This is a genomic window from Streptomyces sp. NPDC045778 (genome assembly GCF_056431945.1).
Genome location: NZ_JBWKJZ010000029.1, coordinates 100,781 through 126,424, shown reverse-complemented (window position 1 = coordinate 126,424; position 25,644 = coordinate 100,781). Strand labels below are relative to the sequence as shown.

Here is a 25,644-nt window from a genome sequence, read left to right as displayed (position 1 = left end):
CCTAGTAGCTCCGCTACGAGGACATCCCGGCGCCTTGCGATCGCACGCACCAGACGCCGCTCCTTGCTCCACGCCGACCCACCGGACAGGCCCTACGGCATCGGCGGACTATGGGCCGCTGAGGTACTCGGATACCGCGGAGGTCTCGCCCAGGCAGCCACCGTGCCCGCCCACACCCGCCGGATCCGCGTCGGCGTCGGACTCCTGCCGGCCGCAGCCCGCAACATCGCTGTCGACGCGATGGAGGTCGACCTGCTCGCCCAGCTCCACCCCGGTCGTCTCGAGGTCGCCTTCGGCCACGGGCCGCGAAGGCGATCTGCTGGAAGTGGCTACCCCGCGCGGCGCGTTGCGAGCCCGTCTGAGGATCACCGGCATCCGGTCCGGGCTGCTCTTCGTCCCCTCCCTCTACGGCTACTCGGACACCCCGGCGGGCTCGCGGCCCGACGACAGTACGCCGGGGCGTGCTGCCCACGAGACCACGGTCATCGACTGGGACCCCGTCTCCAAGCAGCCCCTGTCCAAAACGGCCGCGGCGGCCGTGCGCCTGGTGGAGCGGGGTGACGGCGCCGGTGCTCCCGCGCCCACCACGACCGCGTCCGCCCCCGCGGAACCGGCAGGCTTTCCCGCCACCCTCTGACACACCACAGCGCTGATCGCGAGCCATAGCGACCGCTTGGGCGGCACGATCACCCGTTCGGGTCCACGTCCTTGGCCGGCTTCGCAGGGCTCACCCTCGGAGCGCCGTGAGCGCGGAGCGAGGCTGCGATCCGCTGTTGCGGCCGGTTCCGGCGCCAGCAGGGCGCCGACGCGGTGCTGGCAGCCCTTCATGCCACGTGCGGCGGACGCGTAGAGACATCGGGGCCCGTGGGCGCGGAATCGCGAGGGCGCGGGGCGGCCGACCGGAGCGGCGACCCGGATGCGGCACGCGGCGGGACTCCACACACTGGGACGGGCACGCAGCACCCGATTCTGTCAGCACTGGAGGATGGACGTGTCCGATCGACCGGCGGCACTGACCCGGGCCACACGTCGGATCCGGGTTGCCTCGGTGCCAGCGGGGCATGTGTACGTACGGCATTGCTCGATACCGGAGTCGGACAACGTCACGCGTTTGGAAGACCCCCGGCCCAACGGCGCACCGAGCACGTCGCAGCGGTGGTGGCCGCCGGTCATGCTCGACCCCGCCTGGGTGGAAGAGCACTACAGGGACTTCGACGTCTTCCATCTGCATTTCGGCTTCGACGCGCAGAGTCCCGAGCAGCTGACCGCTCTGGTTGAAGCTCTGCGGCGACACGGAAAACCGTTTGTCTACACGGTGCACGACCTGCGCAATCCGCATCAGCCTGATCCTGCGATCCACGACGCGGCCCTGGATGTGATCGTCCCCGCCGCCGACCGGCTCATCACGCTCACTGCGGGGGCCGCCCGTGTCATCGACGACAGGTGGGCTCGCACGGCCACCGTCCTGCCGCATCCTCACGTCGTCGAGCTGCCGCGTCTGGCCCAGGCGCGGCCGCACCGCGACCGCTTCACCATCGGGGTGCACGCCAAGAGCCTACGCCCCAACATGTCCGTGCTTCCTGTCGTACGCGTTCTCGCCGAGACGGCGGATGAGCTGGTGGGCGCGGAGCTCCGGGTGAACATCCACCGTGACGTGGCGGACGCCGCGTCCCCGGCGCACGACCCCCACCTCATGAAGGAACTGCGCGCCCTCGCCGACCGCGGGCGCCTCAGCCTTCACGTACACGACTACTACGACGACGAGCAGCTCTGGGACTACCTCACCTCTCTCGATCTGTCCGTACTGCCTTACCTGTTCGGCACCCACTCGGGGTGGCTGGAGGCGTGCCACGACCTGGGCACCGCGGTGGCCGCGCCGGACTGCGGGTTCTATGCCCAACAGCGGCCGTGTCTGACCTACGGGCACACGCAGAACGGCGGACTGGACGAGGAGTCGCTGCGCAAGGCCGTGCTCACCGCTTTCGAGGAGCGACCTGTGCCCCGCGCGACGGTGCGCCAGCGTGTACGGGAGCGGACCGATGTCGCAGCCGCGCACCACGCCCTTTACGACGACGTGCTGCGGGAGGCGTCGTGCGGGTAGCCCTGATCGCGTCCGCACGCTTTCCCATCAACGAGCCGTTCGCCGGTGGCCTCGAAGCGCACACTTGGGGGCTGGCCCGGACGCTCACCCGCCGCGGCCACGAGGTGGAACTGTTCGCGGCCCCCGGGTCCGATCCGGAACTCGGTGCACGCGAACTGCCGGTGCGCAGAGCCGAGTTGAGCGCCTTCGCGCGAGCGGACAACAGCATGCCGAGCGCCGACTGGATGGAGGAGCATCACGCCTATCTCGGGCTGATGCTGGAGTTGGCGCAGGACGGCGCGGACCGCTTCGACGTCGTGCACAACAACAGCCTGCACTACCTGCCGATCGCGATGGCGTCGGCTCTGGAGGTGCCGGTGATCACGACCCTGCACACCCCGCCCACGCCCTGGTTGGAGTCCGCTATCCGGGCACGGGACGCGTGCCCTGTGGTCTTCACCGCCGTCAGCGAGTTCACCGCGTCCGTCTGGCGCCCCTGCGTGCCCCGGGCCCGTGTGGTGCGCAACGGCATCGACACGGACTTCTGGCGGCCCGGAACGGGAGGCACCGACCTGGTGTGGTCAGGACGGCTTGTCCCGGAGAAGGGACCCCATCTGGCTGTCCGGGCCGCTCGCGCGGCGGGGGTCCCCCTGCGGCTCGCGGGTCCGATCGCCGACGAGGTGTACTTCAGGCAACAGGTCGAGCCGCTGTTGGGGGAGGGCGCCCAATACATGGGCCATCTCGACCGACGCTGTCTCGTGGACTTGCTGGGAAGCGCGGCCGCCGCGCTGGTCACACCCCGTTGGGACGAGCCCTACGGACTGGTGGTCGCCGAGGCGCTGGCCTGTGGCACACCGGTCTGCGGCTTCGACCGCGGTGCGCTTGCCGAGATCCTCACCCCCGACTGCGGGCTGCTCGCTCCCGACGGTGATGTGGAGTCCCTGGCCGACCTCATCCCGCGTGCCATGAAACTGGACCGCCTCGCGGCGCGCCGGCGGGCGGAGGAGTTCTGTTCACTCGACCGTGCCGCCGACGCCTACACCGCCCTGTACGAGGAGGTGACAGGGTGATCGGCTACTACGTCCACCATCAGGGTCGCGGGCATCTGCACCGCGCCCAGTGCATCGCGGCCCGCGTACCGGGCCCGGTCACCCTCATCTCCTCACTGCCTCGGCCCGCCGACTGGCCGGGGCCCTGGCTCGACCTGCCGGCGGACGCGGCCTCCGATCCGCTCGACCCCACGGCCAAGGGACGCCTGCACTGGGTGCCCCTTCATCATCGCGGGCACCGCGAACGCATGGGCGTCCTCGCCGACTGGATCCGGCGCGAGGAACCCGACCTGTTCGTCAGCGACGTGTCGGTGGAGGCCGCCACCCTGGCGCGGCTCATGGGAATCCCCGTGGTCGTCGCGGCCATGCGAGGAGACCGCCAGGACGAGGCCCACCGGCTGGGCTACGACCTGGCGGACGCCCTCCTGGCCCCTTGGCCGGGCTCCTTGCCCGAGCCCGGATGGCCGGCGCACTGGCTGGCCAAAACCCTGCACACAGGAAGCATTTCGCGGTACGACGGCCGGCCCCGTCCCACGTGCCAGCACCCGGGCGATCCCGCCGGCAAGGAGGTGGTGGTGATGCTCGGCGCCGGCGGCAACGACCTCGACGCCGAGCGACTGCGCGAGGCGCAGCGGGCCACCCCCGACTGGTCGTGGACCGTCCTGGGCGGCCCCGACGGTTCCTGGATCGACGAGCCGTGGCCGGTGCTCTGCCGGGCTCGGGTCGTCATCACCCACGCCGGTCAGAACGCCATCGCGGAATGCGCCGCCGCCGGGGTCCCCGCCATCGTCATCCCTCAGGACCGGCCCCACGGCGAGCAGCACGCCACCGCCCGGGCGCTCCGCTCATCGGGACTGGCGACCGTTCGGGACGTCTGGCCGCAACCAGGTGAATGGCGCGGCCTGTTGGAAGAGGCCGCCGGACGGCCTGACCGTTGGGCCCATTGGTCATCCGGCGACGGCGCACTGCGCGCCGCAGGGCTTCTCACCCGCCTGTCCTCCCGCACATCCCGCCTGGACGCATGCGTACCGCGGTAGTCACCATCGCCGCGGGTCGGCATGCCCACCTCCTGCTCCAGCAGGACGGCTTGGCCGCCGGCAGCCGCCGCCCCGACCACTACGTGGTCGTAGCCATGGCCGACCCGGACATCGCCCGCCACACCGCCGGGCGCGATCCCACGGCGGACGTGGCCGGTCTGCCGCTGGTCAACGGGCGGCTCCCGCTGGCTGCCGCCCGCAACGCGGGAGCCGCCCGCGCCCTCGCGGCCGACGCGGAGCTGCTGGTCTTCCTGGACGTGGACTGCGTACCCGGCCCCACGCTCATGCAGCGCTACGCCCAAACCGCAGCCGACGGCGCCCTGTTGTGCGGCACAGTCGCCTACCTCCCACCGCCACCCCCCGACGGCTACAGGCTGCGCGACCTGGAGACCATGGCCGCACCCCACCCCGCCCGGCCGGCTCCGCCCGATGGCCAGATCCTGCGGGACGGTGATCCCCGGCTGTTCTGGTCCCTGTCCTTCGCCCTCACCGCGGCCACCTGGGAGCGAGTCGGCGGGTTCTGCGAGTCCTACACCGGGTACGGCGCCGAGGACACCGACTTCGCCGCCCGCGCCACATCATGCGGCGTCGAACTGTGGTGGGTGGGTGGGGCGCCGGCGTACCACGAGTACCACCCGACGCACAGTCCACCCGTCCAGCATCTCGACGACATCCTCCGCAACGGGGCGTTGTTCAAGGCGCGTTGGGGCAGCTGGCCCATGGGGGGCTGGCTACGCGCTTTCGAAGAGCGGGATCTGGTGACGTACGACGCCGCGACAGATGAGTGGCGCAAGGCCGACGTCAGGGAGCCGGGTCGAAGATGAGGGCGACGCACTCCAAGGGGAGTGTCCCTCCAGGATTCCGTGGCGCTCGGTGCCTTGTTGAAGATGCAGCCGGGGGTATGCGTCTGAGAGAGGCGTCAGTGACGGTGAGGGGATGACGTGATGGCGGATGATCGAAACCTCCTGTACAGCCGCATCAGCAGGGAAGTGAGGGGGCGGGCCGATCGGCTGTGGGAGGTGGCCCTCGAATTGCACGCTGATCCCGAGACGGCGTTCGAGGAACACCGTGCCGCGCGCCTGCTGACAGGGGAATTGGAGGCGGCGAGTTTCCAGGTGGATCGGGGAGCGGCCAGCATGCCGACCGCGTTCACCGCACGCACCGGCGGGGGGCCGGGGCGGTGCGTGGCGCTGCTCCTGGAGTACGACGCCCTGCCGGGACTGGGGCACGCCTGTGGGCACCATCTGATCGCCGCCGCCGGCCTGGGAGCAGCACTCGCTCTGAGCGCGGCCCTCGGCGAGGGGGCCGGTACGGTCCTGGCGGTGGGTACACCTGCGGAGGAGAGCGGAGGCGGCAAAGTCCTGGAGGCCGAGGCGGGCCTGTTCGATGGAGTCGACGCCGCGCTGATGTTTCACCCGGGGACCCGTGACTGGTCCTATGCGCCCCTGACCGCGCACGCGCAGCTGCGTATCGGATTTCACGGGCGGGCCGCCCACCCCACCGGCAATCCCACCGAGGGCATCGACGCCCTCGCCGCGCTCATCCAGTTGTTCAACACCCTCGCCGTGCTGGAGCGACGGCTGCCGTCCGGCTCCCACGCCCAGGGCATCGTGACCGAGGGCGGGCGGGCCACGAACATCGTCCCGGAGTACGCCGAGGGCCTGTTCGGCCTGCGCGGCGTCACGACCGATGCACGCGAAGAACTCGCAGCGCTGCTGGAGCAGGCCGCGCAGGGGGTGGCTGCGGCGACGGGCACGACCGTACGCATCGAGCGTGCCGGCGTCGACTACGACCATTTCCGTAGCAACGATGTCCTGGCACGGCGCTTCACCCACCACATCGGGCGGTGCGGGATCGCCCTGCGCGAGCCGGAAGCGGGCGTCTACCTCGGCTCGTCCGACATCGGCAACGTCAGCACCCGAGTACCGGCGATCCATCCTTTTGTCGCCGTTACCGGGCCCGACGCCTCTGATCACACGCCGGAGTTCGCCGCATCCGCCGCGACCCCCCGGGCCCGTGACGTCATGCTTGCAGCAGCGACCGCTCTTGCCTGCACGGCCGCGGACGTCCTGACGGCGGATGGAGTGGCAGAACAGGCGTGGAGCTTCCACCGAACGCAGGCCGCGGCGGACATGTAGCGCGGGACGTCGGCTCCCCGTCCCGAGACCTTGAACGTCCGACCTTGAACGTCCGACCTTGAACGTCCGCGGGAGACGTCCGCTCGTCCCCCGGTGTGTCGCGTCCCGATAAGGCGGCGGACGGCTGTCACCCGCGAGCGCCATGCGTCACTTGGTTCGGTTTCGGCCCGAAGGCCGCAGGGCAGTCGGCACACATGGACCACTCGAAAGCGCCCGTCCTGGAAGCACTGGCCGCTTATCACGAGAACGGTCAGACGCCCTTCACTCCGCCGGGCCACAAGCAGGCCCGAGGCGCGGACCCGAGGGTCCGTGCCGTCCTGGGTGAAGCCGTCTTCCATTCGGACGTGCTGGCGACTTCCGGACTCGATGACCGCCGCTCCTCCGGTGGCGTGCTGGACGAAGCGCAAGCACTCATGGCGGACGCGGTGGGTGCCAGGCACACGTTCTTCTCCACCTGCGGCAGTTCCCTGTCGGTGAAGGCGGCGATGCTGTCGGTCGCCGGCCCCCACGAGAAGCTTCTCGTGGGCAGGGACGCGCACAAGTCGGTGGTGTCCGGGCTGATCCTGTCCGGAATCGAGCCAGTGTGGGTGGAGCCGCAGTGGGACGCGGAGCGGCACCTGGCGCACCCGCCGTCGGCGGAGGCGTTCGCCACGGCTTTCGTGGAGCACCCCGATGCCCGTGGCGCTCTGGTGACGAGCCCGACCCCGTACGGTACGTGCGGGGACCTGGCCGCGATCGCCGAGGTGTGCCACGCGAGGAACAAGCCAGTGATCGTGGACGAGGCGTGGGGAGCCCATCTGCCCTTCCACGACGGGCTTCCCACCTGGGCCATGGACGCGGGGGTGGACGTCTGCGTGACATCGGTGCACAAAATGGGCTCCGGCCTCGAGCAGGGCTCGGTGTTCCACCTCCAGGGCGACCTGGTCAAACCAGAAGTACTGAAGGGTCGCGAAGACCTCCTCGGCACCACCAGCCCTTCCGTGCTCCTCTACGCCGCGCTGGACGGCTGGCGCCGGCAGATGGTCGAGCACGGCAAGACGCTCTATGACGACGCGCTGGCCCTTGCTGCGGACGTTCGTACGCAGATCGCCGCGATCGACGGCATGCACGTGCACGGCAGGGACGACTTCTGCGGTCCTGGCCGGGCCGCGGACATGGACCCGCTGCAGATCATCATCGACATCACCGCTCTGGAGACCACGGGATACCGAGCAGGCGACTGGATCCGCGAGCACCACCAGGTCAACCTGCACCTGTGCGACCACCGCCGGATCAGTGCCCAGCTCACCCATGCCGACGACGAGAGCACCACAGCCATTCTCCTGGCGTCTCTGCGCGACGTCTCCGCCCATGCCGGGGAGCTGCGCCCGGCTGCCCGGGTGGACGTCCCGCCGCCGAGCAGGCTACGCCTGGAGCAGGCCATGCTGCCGCGCGACGCGTTCTTCGGCCGCACCGAACAGATCCCCGCCGAGCGGGCCCCCGGCCGGCTCAGCGCCGAAATGCTGACCCCGTACCCGCCCGGCATCCCCGCGGTCCTGCCCGGCGAGCGCCTCACCGCGGACGTCGTGCAGTATCTGCGCACGGGCGTTGAGGCAGGCATGGTCGTGCCGGACGCCGTCGACACCGAGGTCAAAACCGTCCGCGTCGTCGCAGAAAACTGACGGTCGTTGCCCGCACCCGCCGTACTGGCTGTGTCCCCGGTGTCTTCGGGTGTGTACGTGACGGCGCCCGCCACGGGCGCGCCGTCGGCCAACGCGATCCGGTACGTCCCACCAGAACAGCCCGGCCCATACAGGCCGCCCGGGCCCATGCGAGCAAGCCCGGGCCCAGAGTGTGCCCAGGTGTACCTGTTCGCCCTCGACCGGTGCCTGTGCGTTCTCGGCTTCGCGCAACAGTACGAGCAGCCCCGCCCGACCGGAAGCCGACGTCACAGTGCGAGACGTCTGGGACTACCTCGCCCACGACGAATGGCAGATCGCCCTGAGCCTGCTGCGGGAGTTCGGGGACGGGCATCCACTGCCCTTGTCGTTCTGGGAGCAGCTGGCCAAGGCGGTTGAGCAACTCCGACTTGAGCGGAGCGCAGCTTGGTGCCACTGGCGGTGTGCTGAGATTCGAGACGGGGTGGTCCGGGCGGATCTGACACTTCGTCCGGCCGCAGAAGCGCGAGGCAGGACACCGATCGCCGGCCACGGTGTTTTGCGGCCCATGTGGGACATCGGGAACCTCTCGCCTGCTGGAAGTGCTTCGGTGAGCATTGCCGGGCTACGGGGCGAGGGCATGCCCGTTCTGGAGCCCGGCGGCCGGGCCACTGTTCGCCTGGTGCGTCTTGTGACCTGCCTTCGGCGGCACCGCTGAGGCACTGCGGAGGTGGGTGGGCAAGTGGCTTTGCGTCACCTCCCGGAGACTGTGGGTATGGACCAAGCCCCCCAGTCGGCGACGCGCGGCGCGCTCGGCAACCGTGCGGAGCACATGCCAGAGGCCAGTTTCAGCCTCCGAGGGGAGAGGGCGACATCCTGCGGCGGCCGCTGTCCCGGCGGTGGGCCGGTGTGCGGGACGACGTGGGGAACATTTGTTCCTGGCTTGTTTGGCACTTCGCCTTACCAAAAGATGTCAAAAATCGGCGATGGCTGGATCTGGAAGGTACTCTTCCGGCGTCGTGAACCCCGGTGTTAGAGTCGCAGCTTCATGAAAAATTCGTGACCCTGCCCGAATTCGCCCCTGCCGGGGCTGCCTTCGATTTCCCAGCGGGTTGTCGAGCGCTGCCCGCATCCCATTAATTTCGCTTCTCAATTTTTGAAAACCGGGCCATTCATTGTGGTGTGTGCCCTGTCGCAAGGGTGTTGTAGATTTACTTCGGCGGGCCCGCGAAAGTCGTGATGGCGACAGGACTCGGCGCTGATTTCGTGCTGATTCGTGCGGCTCCGGTAAAGATGTTCAATGCGCAACAGGAGTGAGTATGACTCTGGGGTACTTATTCGGTGGTGGTGTGGGATCCGAGCCACATGGGATCGACCTGTACGAGTCATCAGCCCTGATGCGGAAGATATACGAGGAGATATCCGAGTGGACCGGTCTGGCGGCCGAACAGATCTTGCGTGGCGAACTGCCCGAGGGCCGGGAGCGCCGGCAGAGTGCGGGCACGATCCGCGAAGCGGCGCTCGCCGTCGCCGTGCACGACCTGCTCGCGGAAGCGGGCCTGCGACCGGACGTGGTCGGCGGCCTGAGTCTGGGAGCCATGACGGCCAGCTGTCTGGCCGGGGGCCTGGATCGCCGCTCCCTGTTCACCATGCTGGCCAGGACGGCGAACGCCCCAGGTCCACGGCCTGAAGACCCCGAAGAGGGCATGGCCCTCGCCTTCGTACCGACGGAGGGCACCCCGCCCGCGCCACCCTGGCACGGGCACGCGTACATCTACGTGGCCGGCGACTTCGGCCCCGTCGCCGACGCCTCCCAGCGCATCCTGATGCTCGCGGGACACCGCGCGGCCATCGAGCGACTGGCCGCCGAAACCCCGCCCGGCGCGATCGTGCCGCTGCCCGACCGCACCCTCGGCGTCCACTCCCCGCTCCGCCGCCCTTTCCGCGACTTCATCGCGCCGCACCTGGCGGAGATGCCGTTCACCGCCCCCGGCATTCCCTTGCTCTCCTGTCTCGAACGCCGGGAGCTGAGCACGGCGGACGACGTGCGCGAAATGTTCGAACGGAACCCCACGGACCCGATCAGCCTCGTCCATGTCTACGAGGGAATGCGGGACCGCGGCGTACGCCTCGGCATCGTGGTGGGACCCTCCATTCCCGAAGGAATTCTCGCCTTCCCGTTCCCGGTCGTTCACGTGGAATTAACTGAGCACATTCAGCTCGCCGTCAGTCAGGCCTACGACCTGGGGATCGAATTCTCCACCGTCGGCTCCGGCGCGGGGGAACGCTGATATGTGGGGCGGCGCAGGCGGTATATCAGCAGGCGCGTGGGAACAATCGTGCGAGGGTGATCCTGAGGTAATCCTCAAGCAGTGGCTCGACGTCGACATGGACGACTGGACCCGCAGAGTCGTACAGCGGACCTTCCACCCCCAAGACGGCAGCCCCTACTGGCTGCGGCGCCGCGAGCGGCTCGACTTCGACCCGCTCGACATCACCCGCTACGAAGACCTCACGGCCTTCGGCCCCTTCCCCCTCGGGGAACTGCGCACTCTGGACCCCGCGGACCTCGTACCGCGATCCGTGCCCCGGCCGCTCGCCGGACGCGTCTGGGACACCGGCGGCACCACCGGCACACCCTGCCGCGTCTTCTACACCCCCGCCATGCTCGCCCACCGCGCGCTCTGGCGCCGCTGGTCCTTCGTGCGCGAAGGCTTCGAACCCGGCCGCGCCTGGCTCCAGGCGACACCCACCGGGCCACACCTCATCGGGCACGGCGTCTGGGAAGTCGCCGACCTGTACGCGGGCCGGGTGTCCGCCATCGACATGGACCCCCGCTGGGTGAAACGCCTCATCCGCGAAGGCCGCCCTGCCGAAGTCCAGCGCTACACCGACCACCTCGTCGACCAGGTCGTGAACGCCCTGGACCCAGGCGTCATCGACTACGTCAACACCACCCCCGCGCTCTTCGCGGCCCTGCGCCGGCGCGCCCCCGAGCACGTCGCCGCCCTCGCCGGAGTGCGCCTGAGTGGCACCCAGATCAATGCCGCCAAGTACCACGACGTCCGCGCCGCCCTCGACGGCGGGATCTGCGGCATCAGCTACGGCAACACCTTCGGCAACGCCGTCTGCCTCGGCGTACCCGAAGGAGGCGACACCATCCCATACATGCCGAACTACCCGCACGTGACGATGGCTGTCGTACGCAAGGACGACTGGCGCGCCGTCGTCGCCCCCGGCACGGGCGGACAGGTCCGCCTGACCGTCCTCCACGACGACCTCTTCCTGCCGAACGTCCTGGAACGCGACCAGGCCGTACGGCACCTCGACAGCAACTGGCCCTGCGACGGCGTCGCCGACGTCCGTCCCCTCCAGGTGACCAACTCCGCCCCCGAGGGCCTCTACTGACGCGGCGCCCTCACCGACCCCCACCCCACCCCCACACCTTCACCTGTACGCGCTGAGGCGCCCGCACCCGAGCCGTGCGGCAACGCCGCGCCCGGTGATCCCGCGCCTCCGTGAGCCTGCGTACGGCCGTGCCCCGGCACGGCCCGTGCCGCCGCCCCCGTCCCGTACGTCTTGAGGAGCCATGGCGTGAACGTGCCCCAGTCCCCCGCCGGGACCCCCCTCCTGTGGGCCTTGTCCGCCGAACGGCGGGGCGCCCTGACGGCACAGGCCCGACGGCTGCGCGACCACCTGCGCGCCCTGCCGCAGTGGAGCCCGGCGGACGTCGGGCTCGCCCTCGCCCGCACCACCGCCACCGCCACCGGACGGCGCGCCGCCCTGGTGGCGCGCGACCGCGAGGCGTTCCTGGAGCGACTCGACGCCCTCGCCGACGGGCGCGGCGCCCCCGGCCTCACCGAAGGCCCCGGTGGCCCCGGCGGCGGCATCGCCTTCGTCTTCCCGGGCCAAGGCTCCCAATGGCCCGGCATGGCCGCCCGGCTCCTCGACACCACGCCGCGGTTCAAGCAGCGCGTGGACGCCTGCGCCCAAGCCCTTGAGCCCTACGTCGACTGGTCCCTCATGGACGTGCTGCGCGCCACCGAGGGCACACCCGGCCCGGGGCGGCCCGACGTCGTCCAGCCCGCCCTGTTCGCCGTCGGCGTCGGCCTGGCCGGCCTCTGGCGCGACCACGGCGTCGAGCCGGCCGCCGTGCTCGGCCACAGCTGCGGCGAGATCTCCGCCGCCGCCGTCGGCGGCGCCCTCTCCCTGGACGACAGCGCCCGCGTCGTCGCCCTGTGGAGCCAGGCCCAGGCGACCCTGACCGGGCGCGGCGAAATGGTCTCCGTGATGGCGACCGTCGGCGAGGTGGAGGCCCAACTGGACGGAATGGAAGGCCAGGTGGGCATCGCCGCCGTGAACGGGCCCCGCTCCGTGATCGTGTCCGGCGACGCCGACGCCACCACGGAGCTGACCGCCCGGCTCACCGCCGCGGGCCTGCACGCACGCCGCATCGACGTCGGGCTCGCCGCCCACTCCCCGCACATCGACGCCATCGTGCCCCGCCTCCACGCCGACCTGGCAGCCGTCCGGCCGCTCCCCGCCCACCTGCCGTACTACTCGGGCCTCACCGGCGACCTGCTCCCCGAACCGGTCCTCGACGCCGCCTACTGGGCCCGCAACCTGCGCCGCACCGTCCGCTTCGACCAGGCCGCCGCTGCCCTGCTGCGCGACGGCCACCACACCCTCCTGGAGATCAGCCCGCACCCGGTCCTCACCACCGCCCTCCAGGCGATCGCCACCGAGCGCGGCATCACCGCCCACGTCGGCGCGACACTGCGCCGCGACCACGGTGACCGCACCCAATTCCTCGCTGCTCTCGGCGAGTTGTACGTCCACGGCGGCGCCGCACCGGATCACGAGGCCGTCTACGAAGGGCTCGACGCCCGGCCCGCCGACCTGCCCCCGCAGCTGTGGGAAGCCGACGACGACACCGACGCCGAAACGCCCGCAGCGGCCCTCCACGACGAGCTGGCCCCCCTCACCGCACGGGCACAGCGCGAGCGGCTGCTGCACCTGGTGGGCCAGGAAGTCGCCGCCGTGCTCGGCGAGCCGGGCCCCGTCGACCCCGACGCCACCTTCACCGGGCTCGGACTCGACTCCGTCACCGCCGTGGAGATCCGCAACCGCGTCGCCGCCACCACGGGCGCCGCGTCGCTGCCCGTGACGGCCGTCTTCGACCACCCGACGCCGAGGGCCCTCACCGAGGCACTCAGGGACGAACTCCTGGGCGGCAAGGGGCAGCAGGAGCACACCGAGGCGCCCGCGACGGCCTCGTACGAGGACCCCGTGGCGATCGTCGCCATGGGCTGCCGCTTCCCCGGCGGCGCCGACACCCCCGAACGCCTGTGGCGACTCCTCGCCGACGGCGCCGACGCTGTGACGGCCTTCCCTGGAAACCGCGGCTGGAGCACCGCGGGCGCCTGCGCACCCGAGGACACCGGACCCGGCCGCCACTATCAGCGCGAGGCGGGCCTCCTCCACGAAGCCGACCGCTTCGACGCCGAGTTCTTCGGGATCTCACCCCGCGAGGCCCTCGTCATGGACCCGCAGCAGCGCCTCCTTCTGGAAACCTCCTGGGAGACCCTGGAGCGCGCGGGGCTCGACCCCCACACGCTGCGCGGCAGCCGTACCGGCGTCTACATCGGCGCGATGACCATGGACTACGGCCCCCGCCTGCACGAGGCCACGGACGGCAACGGCCACCTCCTCACCGGCAACACCGGCAGCGTCGCCTCCGGTCGCGTCGCCTACGCCCTGGGCCTCGAAGGCGCCGCCGTCACCGTCGACACGGCGTGCTCGTCCTCCCTGGTGGCCCTGCACCTCGCCGTGCAGGCGCTGCGCCGCGGTGAGTGCGCGCTCGCCCTCGCGGGCGGGGCGACGGTGATGCCGACGCCCGGCATGTTCGTGGAGTTCAGCAGTCAGGGCGGCCTGGCCCCCGACGGCCGCTGCAAGGCGTTCTCCGCACAGGCCGACGGCTTCGGCCTGGCCGAGGGCGTCGGTGTTCTGCTCCTGGAGCGTCTGGCGGACGCCCGTCGCAACGGTCATCCGGTGCTCGCGGTGGTGCGGGGCAGCGCGGTGAACCAGGACGGTGCTTCCAACGGCCTGACGGCGCCGAACGGGCCGAGTCAGCAGCGGGTGATCCGTGCCGCCCTGGCGGACGCGGGCCTGTCGGCGAAGGACGTGGACGCCGTGGAGGCGCACGGCACGGGCACCCGCCTGGGCGATCCGATCGAGGCACAGGCCCTGCTGGCCACCTACGGCCAACAGCGCTTGCAGGGGCGGCCGTTGTGGCTGGGCTCCCTCAAGTCCAACATCGGCCACACCCAGGCCGCCGCAGGCGTCGGCGGCGTCATGAAGATGGTCCTGGCGATGCGGCACGGACTGCTGCCCCGCTCCCTGCACATCACCGAACCGACGCCGTACGTGGACTGGAGCGCGGGTGACATCCACCTGCTCGCCGAACCGACGCCCTGGCCGGAGAACGACCGGCCGCGACGGGCCGGAGTCTCCGGCTTCGGGATCAGCGGGACGAACGCGCACGTGATCGTGGAGGAGGTCCCGGAGGAGGTTGTTCCGGGGGTTTCCGAGGTGCGTGCGCCGGTGCCGTGGGTGTTGTCGGCGCGGTCGCCGCAGGCGTTGCGGGTACAGGCGGAGCGGCTGCTTGAGATGTGCGGCGCGGACGGCGTCCGGGTCGATGACGTCGCCCTGTCGTTGGTGACGGCGCGTTCGCAGTTCGAGACGCGTGCCGTCGTGGTGGGGGAGAGGGAGCAACTGCTGGCGGGTGTGGGGGCGTTGGCGGTGGGTGAGCCCTCGGCGTTCGTGGTGGAGGGGCGGGCGTCGGTGTCCGGGGGGACGGTGTTCGTGTTCCCGGGGCAGGGGGCGCAGTGGGTGGGGATGGCCTGTGAGCTGCTCGCGGAGTCCGCGGACTTCGCGGGGTTCATGGGCGAGTGCGAGGCGGCTCTGACGCCGTATGTGGAGTGGTCGTTGCTGGAGGTGATCCGAGAGGCTCCTGGGGCGCCGTCACTGGACCGGGTGGATGTGGTGCAGCCGGTGTTGTTCGCGGTGATGGTGTCTCTTGCGCGGTTGTGGCGGGTGTTCGGTGTGGTGCCGGATGCGGTGGTGGGGCATTCGCAGGGGGAGATCGCGGCGGCGGTGGTGTCCGGTGGTCTGTCGCTGGCTGATGGGGCGAGGGTGGTGGCGCTGCGCAGCCGGGCGATCGTGGGGCTGGCCGGGCAGGGCGGGATGGTGTCGCTTGCCCTGTCGCCGGCCGTGGTGGGGCAGTGGCTTGCCGCGTGGGGTGGGCGGTTGTCGGTGGCGGCTGTCAACGGGCCCACGGCGGTGGTGGTCTCCGGAGATCCCGATGCCTTGGACGAGCTGCTGGAGCGTTGTGAGAGGGAGGGCGTACGGGCGCGTCGGATCGATGTGGATTACGCCTCGCACTCGGTCCATGTGGAGCGCATCGAGGCCGAGCTGCTGGAGGTGTTGGACGGGGTCGAGCCGGTGGCCGGTGACATCCCTGTGTTCTCCACGGTGACCGGGGATTGGCTGGACACCTCGGTGATGGACGCGCGGTATTGGTACAGCAATCTGCGCAGCACGGTTGCCTTCGAGCCCGCCATCCGTGCGCTCGCCAGCGAGGGTTTCGGGGCGTATGTGGAGGTCAGTCCGCATCCGGTGCTGACGGCTGCGGTGGAGGGCACGCTGGATGCGGCCCAGGTCAGTGCCCCGGTCTTCGGTACGTTGCGCCGTGACGAGGGTGGTCTGGAACGCATGCTCCTCGCGCTCGGCCAAGCCCATGTCCATGGGCTCCTTGTGGACTGGAAGCCGCTCTTCGAAGGCACCGGGGCCAGGCGTGTCGAACTGCCCACCTACCCCTTCCAACGTGAGCGCTTCTGGCTGGAGGCCCGGGAGAGCGCCGGGGCCGCGCCCGGCGCGGAGGCGGACGGGCTGTGGGAGGCCCTCGTACGGGAGGAACCCACCCGCCTCGCCGAGACGTTGAAGGTGACCCCGCAGGCCCTGGACGAGGTGCTGCCCGCGCTGACGGCGTGGCGTGCCGAACGGGCGCGGGAGGGGCACGTCGACTCCTGGCGCTACCGCGTGGGGTGGCAGCCGCTCGATGTGCCGCCCGGCCCGCTGCCCGAGGGGAGCTGGCTCGCCGTGTGCCCCGAAGGAGGCGCCGCCGACGACGTCGTGGGCGGGCTCCGGACGATCGGGCTCGACCTCGCCGTGGTCACCGCCGGAGGGCCCGGGCAGAGCCGCGCCGCGCTGGCCGATGCGCTCACGGCCGCCGTGGCGGAGCGGCCCGTCGCCGGAGTCCTGTCCCTGCTCGCGGACGAGCCCCGCCCGCACCCCGACCACGACGAGCTGCCCGGCGGGCTCGCGCTCACCCTCACGCTCGTGCAGGCACTCGGGGACGCGGCGATCGACGCGCCGCTGTGGTGCCTGACCCGTGGCGCCGCCGTGGTCGGCGCGGGGGAGCGGCCGGGGGCACCCGTGCACGCGGCCGTCACCGGTCTCGGCCGGTGCGCCGCCCTCGAACACCCCGACCGCTGGGGCGGCCTCGCCGACCTGCCCGCCGAGCCGGACGAGCGGACCCTGCGGCGGCTGTGCGCCGTCCTGGCATCCACGACCGACGAGGACCAGGTCGCGGTCCGCCCGACCGGCGCGCACGGCAGGCGACTGCTGCCCGCGCCCGTCGCGGGTGGCGGCACCCTCGCCGCGGAGGAGAGCTTCGGGAGCGGCACCGTACTGATCACAGGAGGCACCGGAGGCGTCGGCGCCCACGTGGCGCGATGGCTGGCCGCGCACGGCGCCCGGCACCTGCTGCTCCTCAGCCGACGCGGGCCCCAGGCACCCGGGGCCGCCGAACTGCGGACGGAACTGGCCGAGTCAGGCACCGCCGTGACCCTCGCGGCCTGCGACGCGGCGGACCCGGACCAGGTGGCGGCGGTACTCGCGGCACTGCCAAAGGACCGTCCCCTGACCGCGGTCGTGCACGCGGCGGGCGTCCTCGACGACGGCATGCTCGACGCCCTCACACCGGCGCGGCTCGCCGTGTCGCTGCGCGCCAAGACCACCGCCGCCCGCGTCCTGCACGAGGCCACCGTGGGCCTGGACCTGTCGGCCTTCGTCGTCTTCAGCTCCGTCATGGGCGTCGTCGGGAACGCCGGACAGGCCAACTACGCGGCGGCGAACGCGGCCCTCGAGTCCCTCGTCGCCGCCCGCCGCGCCGCGGGCCTGCCCGGCACGGCCCTCGCCTGGGGCGCCTGGGCCGCGGGCGAGGGCATGCTCGACGACGGCGTCGCCGGGCGGCTGCGCGACCGCGGCCTGACCTCCATGGACCCCGCGGCGGCCGTGACGGCCGTCGGCCGCGCCCTCGCCCAGGACGACGGCCACGTGGTCGTCGCCGACGCGGACTGGCGGCGCTTCGCCGCCGCCGGCGGACCACGCGCCGGAGCGCTGCTCGACGCGTTCACCGGCCGGGACGGCGACGGCGGCGAGCGCGGGCCCGGCACCTCCGAGGGGACGCTGCGCGACCAGCTCGCCGCCGTGCCCGCCGCCGAGCGCGAACGATTCGTCACCGATCTCGTCCGTACGCACGCCTCCGCGGTCCTGCGGCACACCACGCCCGACGCCGTGCGGCCCGAACGGGCCTTCAACGACATGGGGTTCGACTCCCTCACCGCCGTCGAACTGCGCAACCGCCTGGCGGCCGCCACCGGCGTACGACTGCCCGCCACCGTGCTCTTCGACCGGCCCACACCGGCCGCCCTCGCCGCCCACCTCCTGGGCGAACTCGGCGAAGCGGGCGCGGCACACGAACGCCCCCGGCCCAGCGACGACGCCCGCGAGCCGGGGCGGACGCCATCCGCGTACGACGACGGAGAGCCCATCGCCGTCATCGGCATGGGCTGCCGGTTCCCCGGCGGCGTCACGGACCCCGCCGAGTTGTGGCGGCTGCTCGCCGACGGTCGGGACGCGGTCACGGACTGGCCCGCGGACCGGGGCTGGGACGCGGCCGGGCTCTACGACCCGGACCCGGACCGGGCGGGCACCACCTACTGCACCCAGGGCGCCTTCGTCGCGGACGCCACCGGGTTCGACGCCGAGTTCTTCGGGATCTCACCGCGCGAGGCCCTCGCCATGGACCCGCAGCAGCGCCTCCTCCTGGAGACCTCCTGGGAGGCCGTGGAACGCGCGGGACAGGACCCGGCCGCGCTGCGCGGCCGCCGCGTCGGCGTGTTCATCGGCACCAACGGCCAGGACTACATGGGCCTCGCCGGAGCCGACCCCGAGGTCTCCGAAGGCCACCTGCTCACCGGCAACACGGCCAGCGTGATGTCCGGTCGCATCGCCTACGTCCTCGGCCTCGAAGGCCCCGCCCTCACCGTCGACACGGCGTGCTCCTCCTCCCTGGTCGCCGTGCACCTCGCCGCGCAGGCCCTGCGGCGCGGCGACTGCGACCAGGCCTTCGCGGGCGGTGCCACGGTGATGAGCACGCCCCGCCTCTTCGTCGAGTTCAGCCGCCAGCGCGGCCTCGCCCGCGACGGCCGCTGCAAGGCCTTCGGGGCGGGAGCTGACGGCACGTCCTGGGGCGAGGGAGCCGGAGTGCTGCTCCTGGAGCGCCTCTCCGACGCCCGCCGAGACGGCCACCCCGTGCTCGCCGTGATCCGCGGCTCCGCCGTCAACCAGGACGGCGCGAGCAACGGCCTCACCGCCCCCAACGGACCCGCACAGCAGGACGTCATCCGCGCCGCGCTCGCCAACGCCGGGCTCAGGGCCGACCAGGTGGACGCCGTCGAGGCGCACGGCACCGGCACCGCACTCGGCGACCCGATCGAGGCCCAGGCGCTCCAGGCCGTCCACGCGGGACGCCCCGACGGGCGGCCGCTGTGGCTCGGCTCGGTCAAGTCCAACATCGGGCACACCCAGGCCGCCGCGGGAGTGGCCGGACTGATGAAGATGGTGCTCGCCCTGGCGGCCGGGGAACTGCCCGGCACGCTCCACGCCGACGAGCCCAACCCGCACATCGACTGGTCCACGGGCGACGTACGGCTCCTGACCGGGCGCACCCCGTGGCCGGAGACGGGCGAGCCGCGCCGGGCCGGAGTCTCCTCGTTCGGCATCAGCGGCACCAACGCCCATGTGATCGTGGAACAGGCACCGCCCGCCGAGGTCCCGGAAAGCCGCGCTCCCGGCACCCCCGAGACCTCCGGAACCGGTGTCGACGTGCCGCTGCTGCTGTCCGCCCGGACCCCGGACGCCCTGCGCGCCCAGGCCGCCCGGACGCGCGCCTACCTCGTCGGCGCGGACAGCGATCCCGACGGGCCCGCCACCGGCAATCTCGCCGACGCCGCCCACGCCCTCGCCACCCGGCGGGCCGCGCTCGACCACCGCGCCGCCGTCCTCGGCCGCGACCCCGACACGGTCCTCGCCGCCCTCGCCGCACTCGCCGACGGGGCCTCCTCCGGGCGGCTCGTCACCGGCCGCACGGGCGCGGCAGGCCGCACGGCCTTCCTCTTCCCTGGCCAGGGCAGCCAGCGGGCGGGCACGGGCGCCCGGCTCTACGGCAGCGAACCGGTCTTCGCCGACGCGCTCGACGCCGTCCTCACCCACCTGGACCCACACCTCTCCCCGCGCCCCTCCGGCACGGAACTGCCGCTGCGCGACGTCATGTTCGCCGCGCCCGGCACCGAGGCGGCGGCGCTCCTGGACCGCACCGGCCGCACCCAGCCCGCGCTGTTCGCCCTCCAGGTCGCGCTGTTCCGGCTCGTGGAGCACTGGGGCGTACGGCCCGACCTGCTGCTCGGCCACTCCATCGGCGAACTCGCCGCCGCACATGTGGCCGGGGTCCTCGACCTGCCGGACGCCTGCGCCCTGGTCGCCGCGCGCGGCCGGCTCATGGACGCGCTGCCCGGCGGCGGCGCCATGGCGGCCGTGGAGGCCGACGAGGCGGAAGTGCGCGAGCTGCTCGCCGAGGCCGCCGAGCCCGGCGTCAGCGTCGCCGCCGTCAACGGGCCGCGCGCCACCGTCCTGTCCGGCGACCGCGCCCCCGTCCTGCGCCTGGCCGAGGCCTTCCGGGCGCGCGGCCGCCGCACCAAGGAACTCGCCGTCAGCCACGCCTTCCACTCCGCGCGCATGGACGGCATGCTCGACGCGTTCCGGGCCGTGGCCGAGCAGATGACCTACGCCCCGCCGCGCATCCCGGTCATCTCGAACCTCACCGGCGCGCGCGCCACCGCCGACGAACTGTGCGACCCGGAGTACTGGGTGCGGCACGCGCGCGGCACCGTCCGCTTCCTCGACGGCGCCCGCACCCTGCTCGCCGAGCCCACCACCAACTGCCTCGAACTCGGCACCGGCGGTGTCCTGTCCGGCCTCGTCGAGCAGTGCCGGAGCGACGGCGACGACTGCCGCGCGGTGCCGCTGCTGCGCGCCGGGCGGCCCGAGGCCGAGTCGCTCACCGGCGCCCTCGCCGCCCTGCACGTCCGCGGCGTGCCCGTCGACTGGTCCGTGGGCTGCCCCGGCCGTACGCCCCCACTGGACCTGCCCACCTACCCGTTCCAGCACCGCAGGTACTGGCCCACGGCACGCCCGGCCCACCCGGCCGCCCCCGCGGACACCTGGACGTACCGCGTCGCCTGGCGTGCCCTGCCCGGACCGGCCGTCGCACCCGCCCTCTCCGGCACCTGGCTGCTCGTGGTGCCCGAGGCCGCCGTCGACGCCCCGTTCCCCGACGACTGCCGGGGAGCCCTCGCCCTGCACGGCGCCGACGTGTCCGTCCTCACCGTCCCGGAGGGCACGGACCGGGCCGGGCTCACCGCGCTCGTACCGCCCGGAGTGAGCGGCGTACTGTCCCTGCTCGCCACCGGCCCCGACGCCGGGACCGAGGCCACCCTGCTGCTCGTCCAGGCCCTCGGCGACGCAGGCACCGGCGCGCCGCTGTGGTGCGTCACCACCGGCGCCGTCGCCGTGGACGGCCGGGGCCCGGACCACCCCGAGCAGGCCCAGGTGTGGGGGCTCGGCCGCGTCGCCGCGCTCGAACACCCCGGCCGCTGGGGCGGGTTGGTGGACCTGCCCGAGAAGCCCGACGCCACTGCCCTGCGCCACCTGTGCGCGCTGCTGTCCGGATCCGTCCGCGCCGACGGCGGCTGTGCCGAGGACCAGGTGGCCATCCGCGCGGACGGCCTCCACGGACGCCGCCTCGTCCGCGACACGGGCGCCGCGGCCCACCACGGATCCCGTACGACCCACAAGGGCGAGCCCGGCTGGGCCGCTCGCGGCACCGTCCTCGTCACCGGAGGCACCGGCGGCCTCGGCGCCCACGTGGCCCGCAGGCTCGCCCGCGAAGGCGCCGAACACCTCGTCCTGACCGGCCGCCGCGGCCCGGACGCCCCCGGGGCAGCCGAACTGGCCGGGGACATCGAGGTGTTGGGCGCCCGCGTCACCGTGGCGGCCTGCGACATCGCCGACCGCGACGCGCTCGCGGAGCTGCTCGCACGCATCGCTGCCGACGGCGACACCGTACGGGCCGTCTTCCACGCCGCAGGAGTCACCTCCGACACCCGGATCGCGGAGTGCACCCCGACGCTGCTCGCCGAGGAGACCGCGGCCAAGGTGCGCGGCGCCACCCACCTGGACGACCTGCTCGGCGAAGAGCTGGACGCCTTCGTGCTGTTCTCCTCGGTCTCCGCCACCTGGGGCAGCGCGGGGCAGGCCACCTACGCCGCCGCCAACGCCCACCTGGACGCCCTCGCCGAGCGGCGGCGCGCGCAGGGCCGCGCCGCGACCTGCGTGGCCTGGGGGCCCTGGGCCGGGGCGGGCATGGCGCACGGCGCGACCGGCGCGGGCCTGCGCCGCCTCGGCCTCGTCCCGATGGCACCCGAAGCGGCCCTCGGCGCACTGTGGCGCGCCCTGGAGGCCGACGACAGCGGCACCGTCGTCGCCGACATGGACTGGCCGCGCTTCGCCTCGGCCTTCCGCTCGGGCCGGGACAGCGCGCTGCTCGCCGAACTCCCCGAGGCCGCCGCGGAGCCGGGCCCGGCCGCGGACGACACGGTGACCGACACCGCCGCCCGCTGGCGCGACCGGCTCACCGCGCTGCCCCGCGCGGAGCGGCGGCGGGCGCTCACCGACCTCGTGCGCGCCGAGGCGGCCGCCGTGCTCGGCCACGACGCCGCGACCGCCGTCGAGGCCGCCCGGCCCTTCCACGACATCGGCTTCGACTCGCTCACCGCCGTCGAGCTGCGCAACCGGCTCGCCGCCACCACCGGTCTGACCCTGCCCGCGAGCACCGTCTTCGACCACCCCACGGCCACCGCGCTCGGCGACCACCTGTACGCCGAACTGACCGGCACCACGCCCGAGCGACCCGCAGAGCCCACGCGACCCGCCGCCCCCGACGAGCCCCTGGCGATCGTCGGCATGGCGTGCCGCTTCCCGGGCGGCGTGCGCGGCCCCGAGGACCTGTGGGACCTCGTCGCGGGCGAGCGGGACGCCATCGGCCCCCTGCCCACCGACCGGGGCTGGCCGCTCGACGACCTCTACGACCCCGACCCCGAGCACGAGGGCACCTTCTACACGAGCGGCGGCGGATTCCTCGAAGACGCCGGGGACTTCGACGCCCCCTTCTTCGGCGTCTCACCGCGCGAGGCCCTCGCCATGGACCCCCAGCAGCGCCTCCTCCTGGAGACCTCCTGGGAGGCCCTGGAACGCGCGGGCATCGACCCGGCGTCGGTGCGCGGCAGCCAGGGCGGCGTCTATCTCGGCGTGGCCACGCAGGGCTACGGCACCGGCCCCCGGGACCCGGCCGCCGACGTCGAGGGCCACCTGCTCAGCGGCACGGTCACCAGCGTCGCCTCCGGCCGCATCGCCTACACCCTCGGCACCGGGGGCCCGGCCGTCACCGTCGAGACCGCCTGCTCGTCGTCGCTCGTCGCCCTGCACCTGGCCGGGCAGGCACTGCGCGCGGGGGAGTGCTCCTTCGCGCTCGTCGGCGGGGCGGCCGTGATGGCGTCGCCCGACGTGTTCGTGGAGTTCAGCCGCCAGCGCGGCCTGTCCCCCGACGGCCGCTGCAAGTCCTTCGCCGACGCCGCCGACGGCACCGGCTGGGGCGAGGGCGTCGGCGTGCTCGTGGTGGAGCGGCTCTCGGAAGCCCGACGGAACGGCCACCCCGTCCTCGCCCTCGTCCGGGGCTCCGCCGTCAACCAGGACGGCGCGAGCAACGGCCTGACCGCGCCGAGCGGACCCGCGCAGGAACGCGTCCTGCGCCGGGCACTCGCCACCGCCGGGCTCACCGGGGCCGACGTCGACCTCGTCGAGGCCCACGGCACCGGCACCACCCTCGGCGACCCCATCGAGGCCCAGTCCCTGCTCTCCGTCTACGGCCAGGAACGGCCCGCCGAACGGCCGTTGTGGCTCGGCTCGCTCAAGTCCAACATCGGCCACACCCAGGCCGCCGCGGGCGTCGCCGGCGTCATCAAGACCGTCATGGCCCTGCGTCACGGCCTGCTGCCCCGCACCCTGCACGTGGACACACCTGCCACCAAGGTCGACTGGACCACGGGGGCGGTACGGCTGCTCACCGAGGCCCGCCCCTGGGACGACACCGGGCGCCCCCGCCGCGCGGGCGTGTCCTCCTTCGGCATGAGCGGCACCAACGCCCACGCCGTGCTCGAACAAGCCCCGGACGACACGCCCCAGGAGACCGCCGACGCGGCCCCCGCCGCCGCCCCGACCGCCACGGACGCCGACCGGGCGGCCGCGGGCACCGCCCCGATCGCCACGGACACCGTCGCGCTGCCCCTGTCGGCCGCTTCCGCCCCCGCCCTGCGCGCCCAGGCCCGCCGCCTGCGCGACCACGCCGAGGCCGCGCCCGCCCAGCCCCTGACGGACCTCGCCCACGCGCTCGCCACCACGCGCACCGCGTTCCCGTACCGCGCCACGGTGACCGGAAGCACCCGGGACGAACTGCTCGGCGCCCTCGCCGCACTGGCCGACGGGGCGCCCGCGCCCGGCGTGGTCACCGCCCGCGCCGGAGAGGCACGGACCGTGTTCGTCTTCCCCGGCCAGGGCTCGCAGTGGCCGGGGATGGCGGGTGAACTCCTCGGTACCTCGCCGGTGTTCGCCGCGCGGGTGGCCGAGTGTGCCGGGGCCCTGGCTCCGCATACGGACTGGTCGCTGATGGACGTACTGCGGGAGGCTCCTGGCGCCCCGTCGCTGGAGCGTGTGGACGTGGTGCAGCCGGTGTTGTTCGCGGTGATGGTGTCGCTGGCGGAGGTGTGGCGGTCGTACGGGGTGGAGCCCGCGGCCGTGGTGGGGCACTCGCAGGGTGAGATCGCCGCCGCCTGTGTGGCCGGGGCGCTGTCCCTGGAGGACGCCGCCCTGGTCGTGGCCCTGCGCAGCCGGGAACTGCTGCGGCTCGCGGGCCGCGGCGGCATGGTCTCGCTCGCGGCCTCCGAGGAGCGCGTACGGGAACTGCTGCTGCCCCACGACGGGCGGATCAGCGTGGCCGCCGTCAACGGGCCGGGGGCCGTCGTCGTCGCGGGCACGCCCGACGCGCTGAGCGGCCTGCTCGCCGACTGCGAGCGCGAAGGCCTGCGGTCCCGGCGCCTCCCCGTCGACTACGCCGCGCACTCCGCCCAGGTCGCCGACGTGGGCGACGCGCTGCGCGCCGCCCTCGCCGGAGTGCGGCCCCGGCCCTCGCGCGTCCCGCTCTACTCCACCGTGACCGGCGACATCGTCGAAGGGACCGCCCTGGACGCCGACTACTGGTACCGCAACCTGCGCGAGCCCGTCGAGTTCGCCCGCACCACCGACACCCTGCTCGCCGCGGGACACGACCTGTTCGTCGAGACGAGCCCGCACCCCGTCCTGACCGCCGCGCTCACCGGGACCGCCGAGCAGAGGGAACGGTCCGTCGCCGCCGTCGGCACGCTGCGCCGCGACGACGGCGGCACCGAGCGGCTGCTCACCGCGCTCACCGAGGCGTGGACCCACGGGGCGCCGCTCGACTGGACCGCCGCCCTGCCCCGGCCCGCGCACGCGCACACGCCCCTGCCCACCTACGCCTTCCAGCACGAGCGCTACTGGCTCGCCACCCCGGGCCGGAACGCCGCCGTCGCCGCCATCGCGCCCGCGCAAGACCCCGCGCCCGTGCAGAACGCCGACCCGGCGGCCGAACTCTCCGCCCGGCTCGCCCCGTTGGCCGATGCCGACCGCCGTCGCGCCGTCCTCGACCTGGTCACCGCGCACGCCGCCGCCGTGCTCGGGCACTCCGGCGGCGCGGCCGTCGAGCCCCGGCGGCCGTTCACCGCCGCCGGGTTCGACTCGATGCTCGCCGTGACCTTCAGAAACCGCCTCGGCGAAGCGACAGGCCTGCGGATATCGCCCACCGCGGTCTTCGACCACCCCACGCCCGCCGCGCTCGCCGACCACCTGTACCAGCGGCTGTGCGTGCCCGACGCACCGGACCTGCCGGTACTCGACCACCTGGACCGGCTCGCCGACGCACTGGCGGTCGCCGGGCCCGACACACCCGGCGCCGCCGAGATCGGCACCCGGCTGCGGGACCTGCTGCGCGCCTGGAACGGCCGGCTGCCGCAGGACGACGGCGGCGACGAGGGCACGACGGCCGTCGACACCGCCACCGCCGACGAACTCTTCGAACTGCTCGACAACAACTACGGGGCCTGAGGGAGA

General features: G+C 73.1%; 9 protein-coding genes and 3 pseudogenes. All 12 read left to right on the top strand.

What is annotated here, in order from left to right:
* Positions 1-63: 63 nt before the first annotated feature.
* Positions 64-273, top strand: a pseudogene (locus AC07GB_RS30385) (hypothetical protein); the annotation flags it as partial.
* 34 nt (positions 274-307) lie between these two features.
* Positions 308-637 (top strand): annotated as a pseudogene (locus AC07GB_RS30380) (molybdopterin dinucleotide binding domain-containing protein); the annotation flags it as partial.
* 534 nt (positions 638-1,171) lie between these two features.
* On the top strand, positions 1,172-2,101 hold the full coding sequence (locus AC07GB_RS30375) for a glycosyltransferase family protein (protein WP_478850990.1): 930 nt from the start codon (positions 1,172-1,174) through the stop codon (positions 2,099-2,101).
* Entirely contained in the window at positions 2,092-3,150 is a 1,059-nt protein-coding gene (locus AC07GB_RS30370; protein ID WP_478850988.1) for a glycosyltransferase, read from the top strand. Before AC07GB_RS30375 ends, AC07GB_RS30370 begins: the two co-directional genes overlap by 10 nt.
* Positions 3,147-4,166 carry a glycosyltransferase gene (locus AC07GB_RS30365; RefSeq protein ID WP_478850986.1) on the top strand — a complete coding sequence of 340 codons (1,020 nt, stop codon included), beginning with the start codon at positions 3,147-3,149 and terminating at the stop codon, positions 4,164-4,166. The genes AC07GB_RS30370 and AC07GB_RS30365 overlap by 4 nt, the downstream gene beginning before the upstream one ends.
* A complete protein-coding gene (locus AC07GB_RS30360) occupies positions 4,151-4,990 on the top strand; it encodes a glycosyltransferase family 2 protein (protein ID WP_478850984.1) in 840 nt (279 codons plus the stop codon). The genes AC07GB_RS30365 and AC07GB_RS30360 overlap by 16 nt, the downstream gene beginning before the upstream one ends.
* A 120-nt stretch (positions 4,991-5,110) precedes the next feature.
* Positions 5,111-6,304 (top strand): amidohydrolase, encoded by a 1,194-nt coding sequence (locus AC07GB_RS30355; RefSeq protein WP_478850982.1) that lies wholly within the window; start codon positions 5,111-5,113, stop codon positions 6,302-6,304.
* Positions 6,305-6,498: 194 nt separating this feature from the next.
* Entirely contained in the window at positions 6,499-7,965 is a 1,467-nt protein-coding gene (locus AC07GB_RS30350) for an aminotransferase class I/II-fold pyridoxal phosphate-dependent enzyme (protein WP_478850980.1), read from the top strand.
* Between the two features lie 256 nt (positions 7,966-8,221).
* A pseudogene (locus tag AC07GB_RS30345) lies at positions 8,222-8,659 on the top strand (hypothetical protein); the annotation flags it as partial.
* Between the two features lie 601 nt (positions 8,660-9,260).
* A complete protein-coding gene (locus tag AC07GB_RS30340; protein WP_478850978.1) occupies positions 9,261-10,232 on the top strand; it encodes an ACP S-malonyltransferase in 972 nt (323 codons plus the stop codon).
* Positions 10,233-10,329: 97 nt separating this feature from the next.
* Positions 10,330-11,349: an acyl-CoA synthetase family protein gene (locus tag AC07GB_RS30335; RefSeq protein WP_478850976.1), complete on the top strand. Its 1,020-nt coding sequence runs from the start codon at positions 10,330-10,332 to the stop codon at positions 11,347-11,349.
* A gap of 186 nt (positions 11,350-11,535) precedes the next feature.
* A complete protein-coding gene (locus tag AC07GB_RS30330) occupies positions 11,536-25,638 on the top strand; it encodes a type I polyketide synthase (RefSeq protein WP_478850974.1) in 14,103 nt (4,700 codons plus the stop codon).
* Positions 25,639-25,644 lie beyond the last annotated feature (6 nt).

Coding starts and splice junctions, on each gene's coding strand:
- AC07GB_RS30360 (WP_478850984.1), top strand. CDS start 4,151: ATGCGTACCGCGGTAGTCACCATCGCCGCGGGTCGGCATGCCCACCTC.
- AC07GB_RS30335 (WP_478850976.1), top strand. CDS start 10,330: ATGGACGACTGGACCCGCAGAGTCGTACAGCGGACCTTCCACCCCCAA.
- AC07GB_RS30375 (WP_478850990.1), top strand. CDS start 1,172: ATGCTCGACCCCGCCTGGGTGGAAGAGCACTACAGGGACTTCGACGTC.
- AC07GB_RS30340 (WP_478850978.1), top strand. CDS start 9,261: ATGACTCTGGGGTACTTATTCGGTGGTGGTGTGGGATCCGAGCCACAT.
- AC07GB_RS30350 (WP_478850980.1), top strand. CDS start 6,499: ATGGACCACTCGAAAGCGCCCGTCCTGGAAGCACTGGCCGCTTATCAC.
- AC07GB_RS30355 (WP_478850982.1), top strand. CDS start 5,111: ATGGCGGATGATCGAAACCTCCTGTACAGCCGCATCAGCAGGGAAGTG.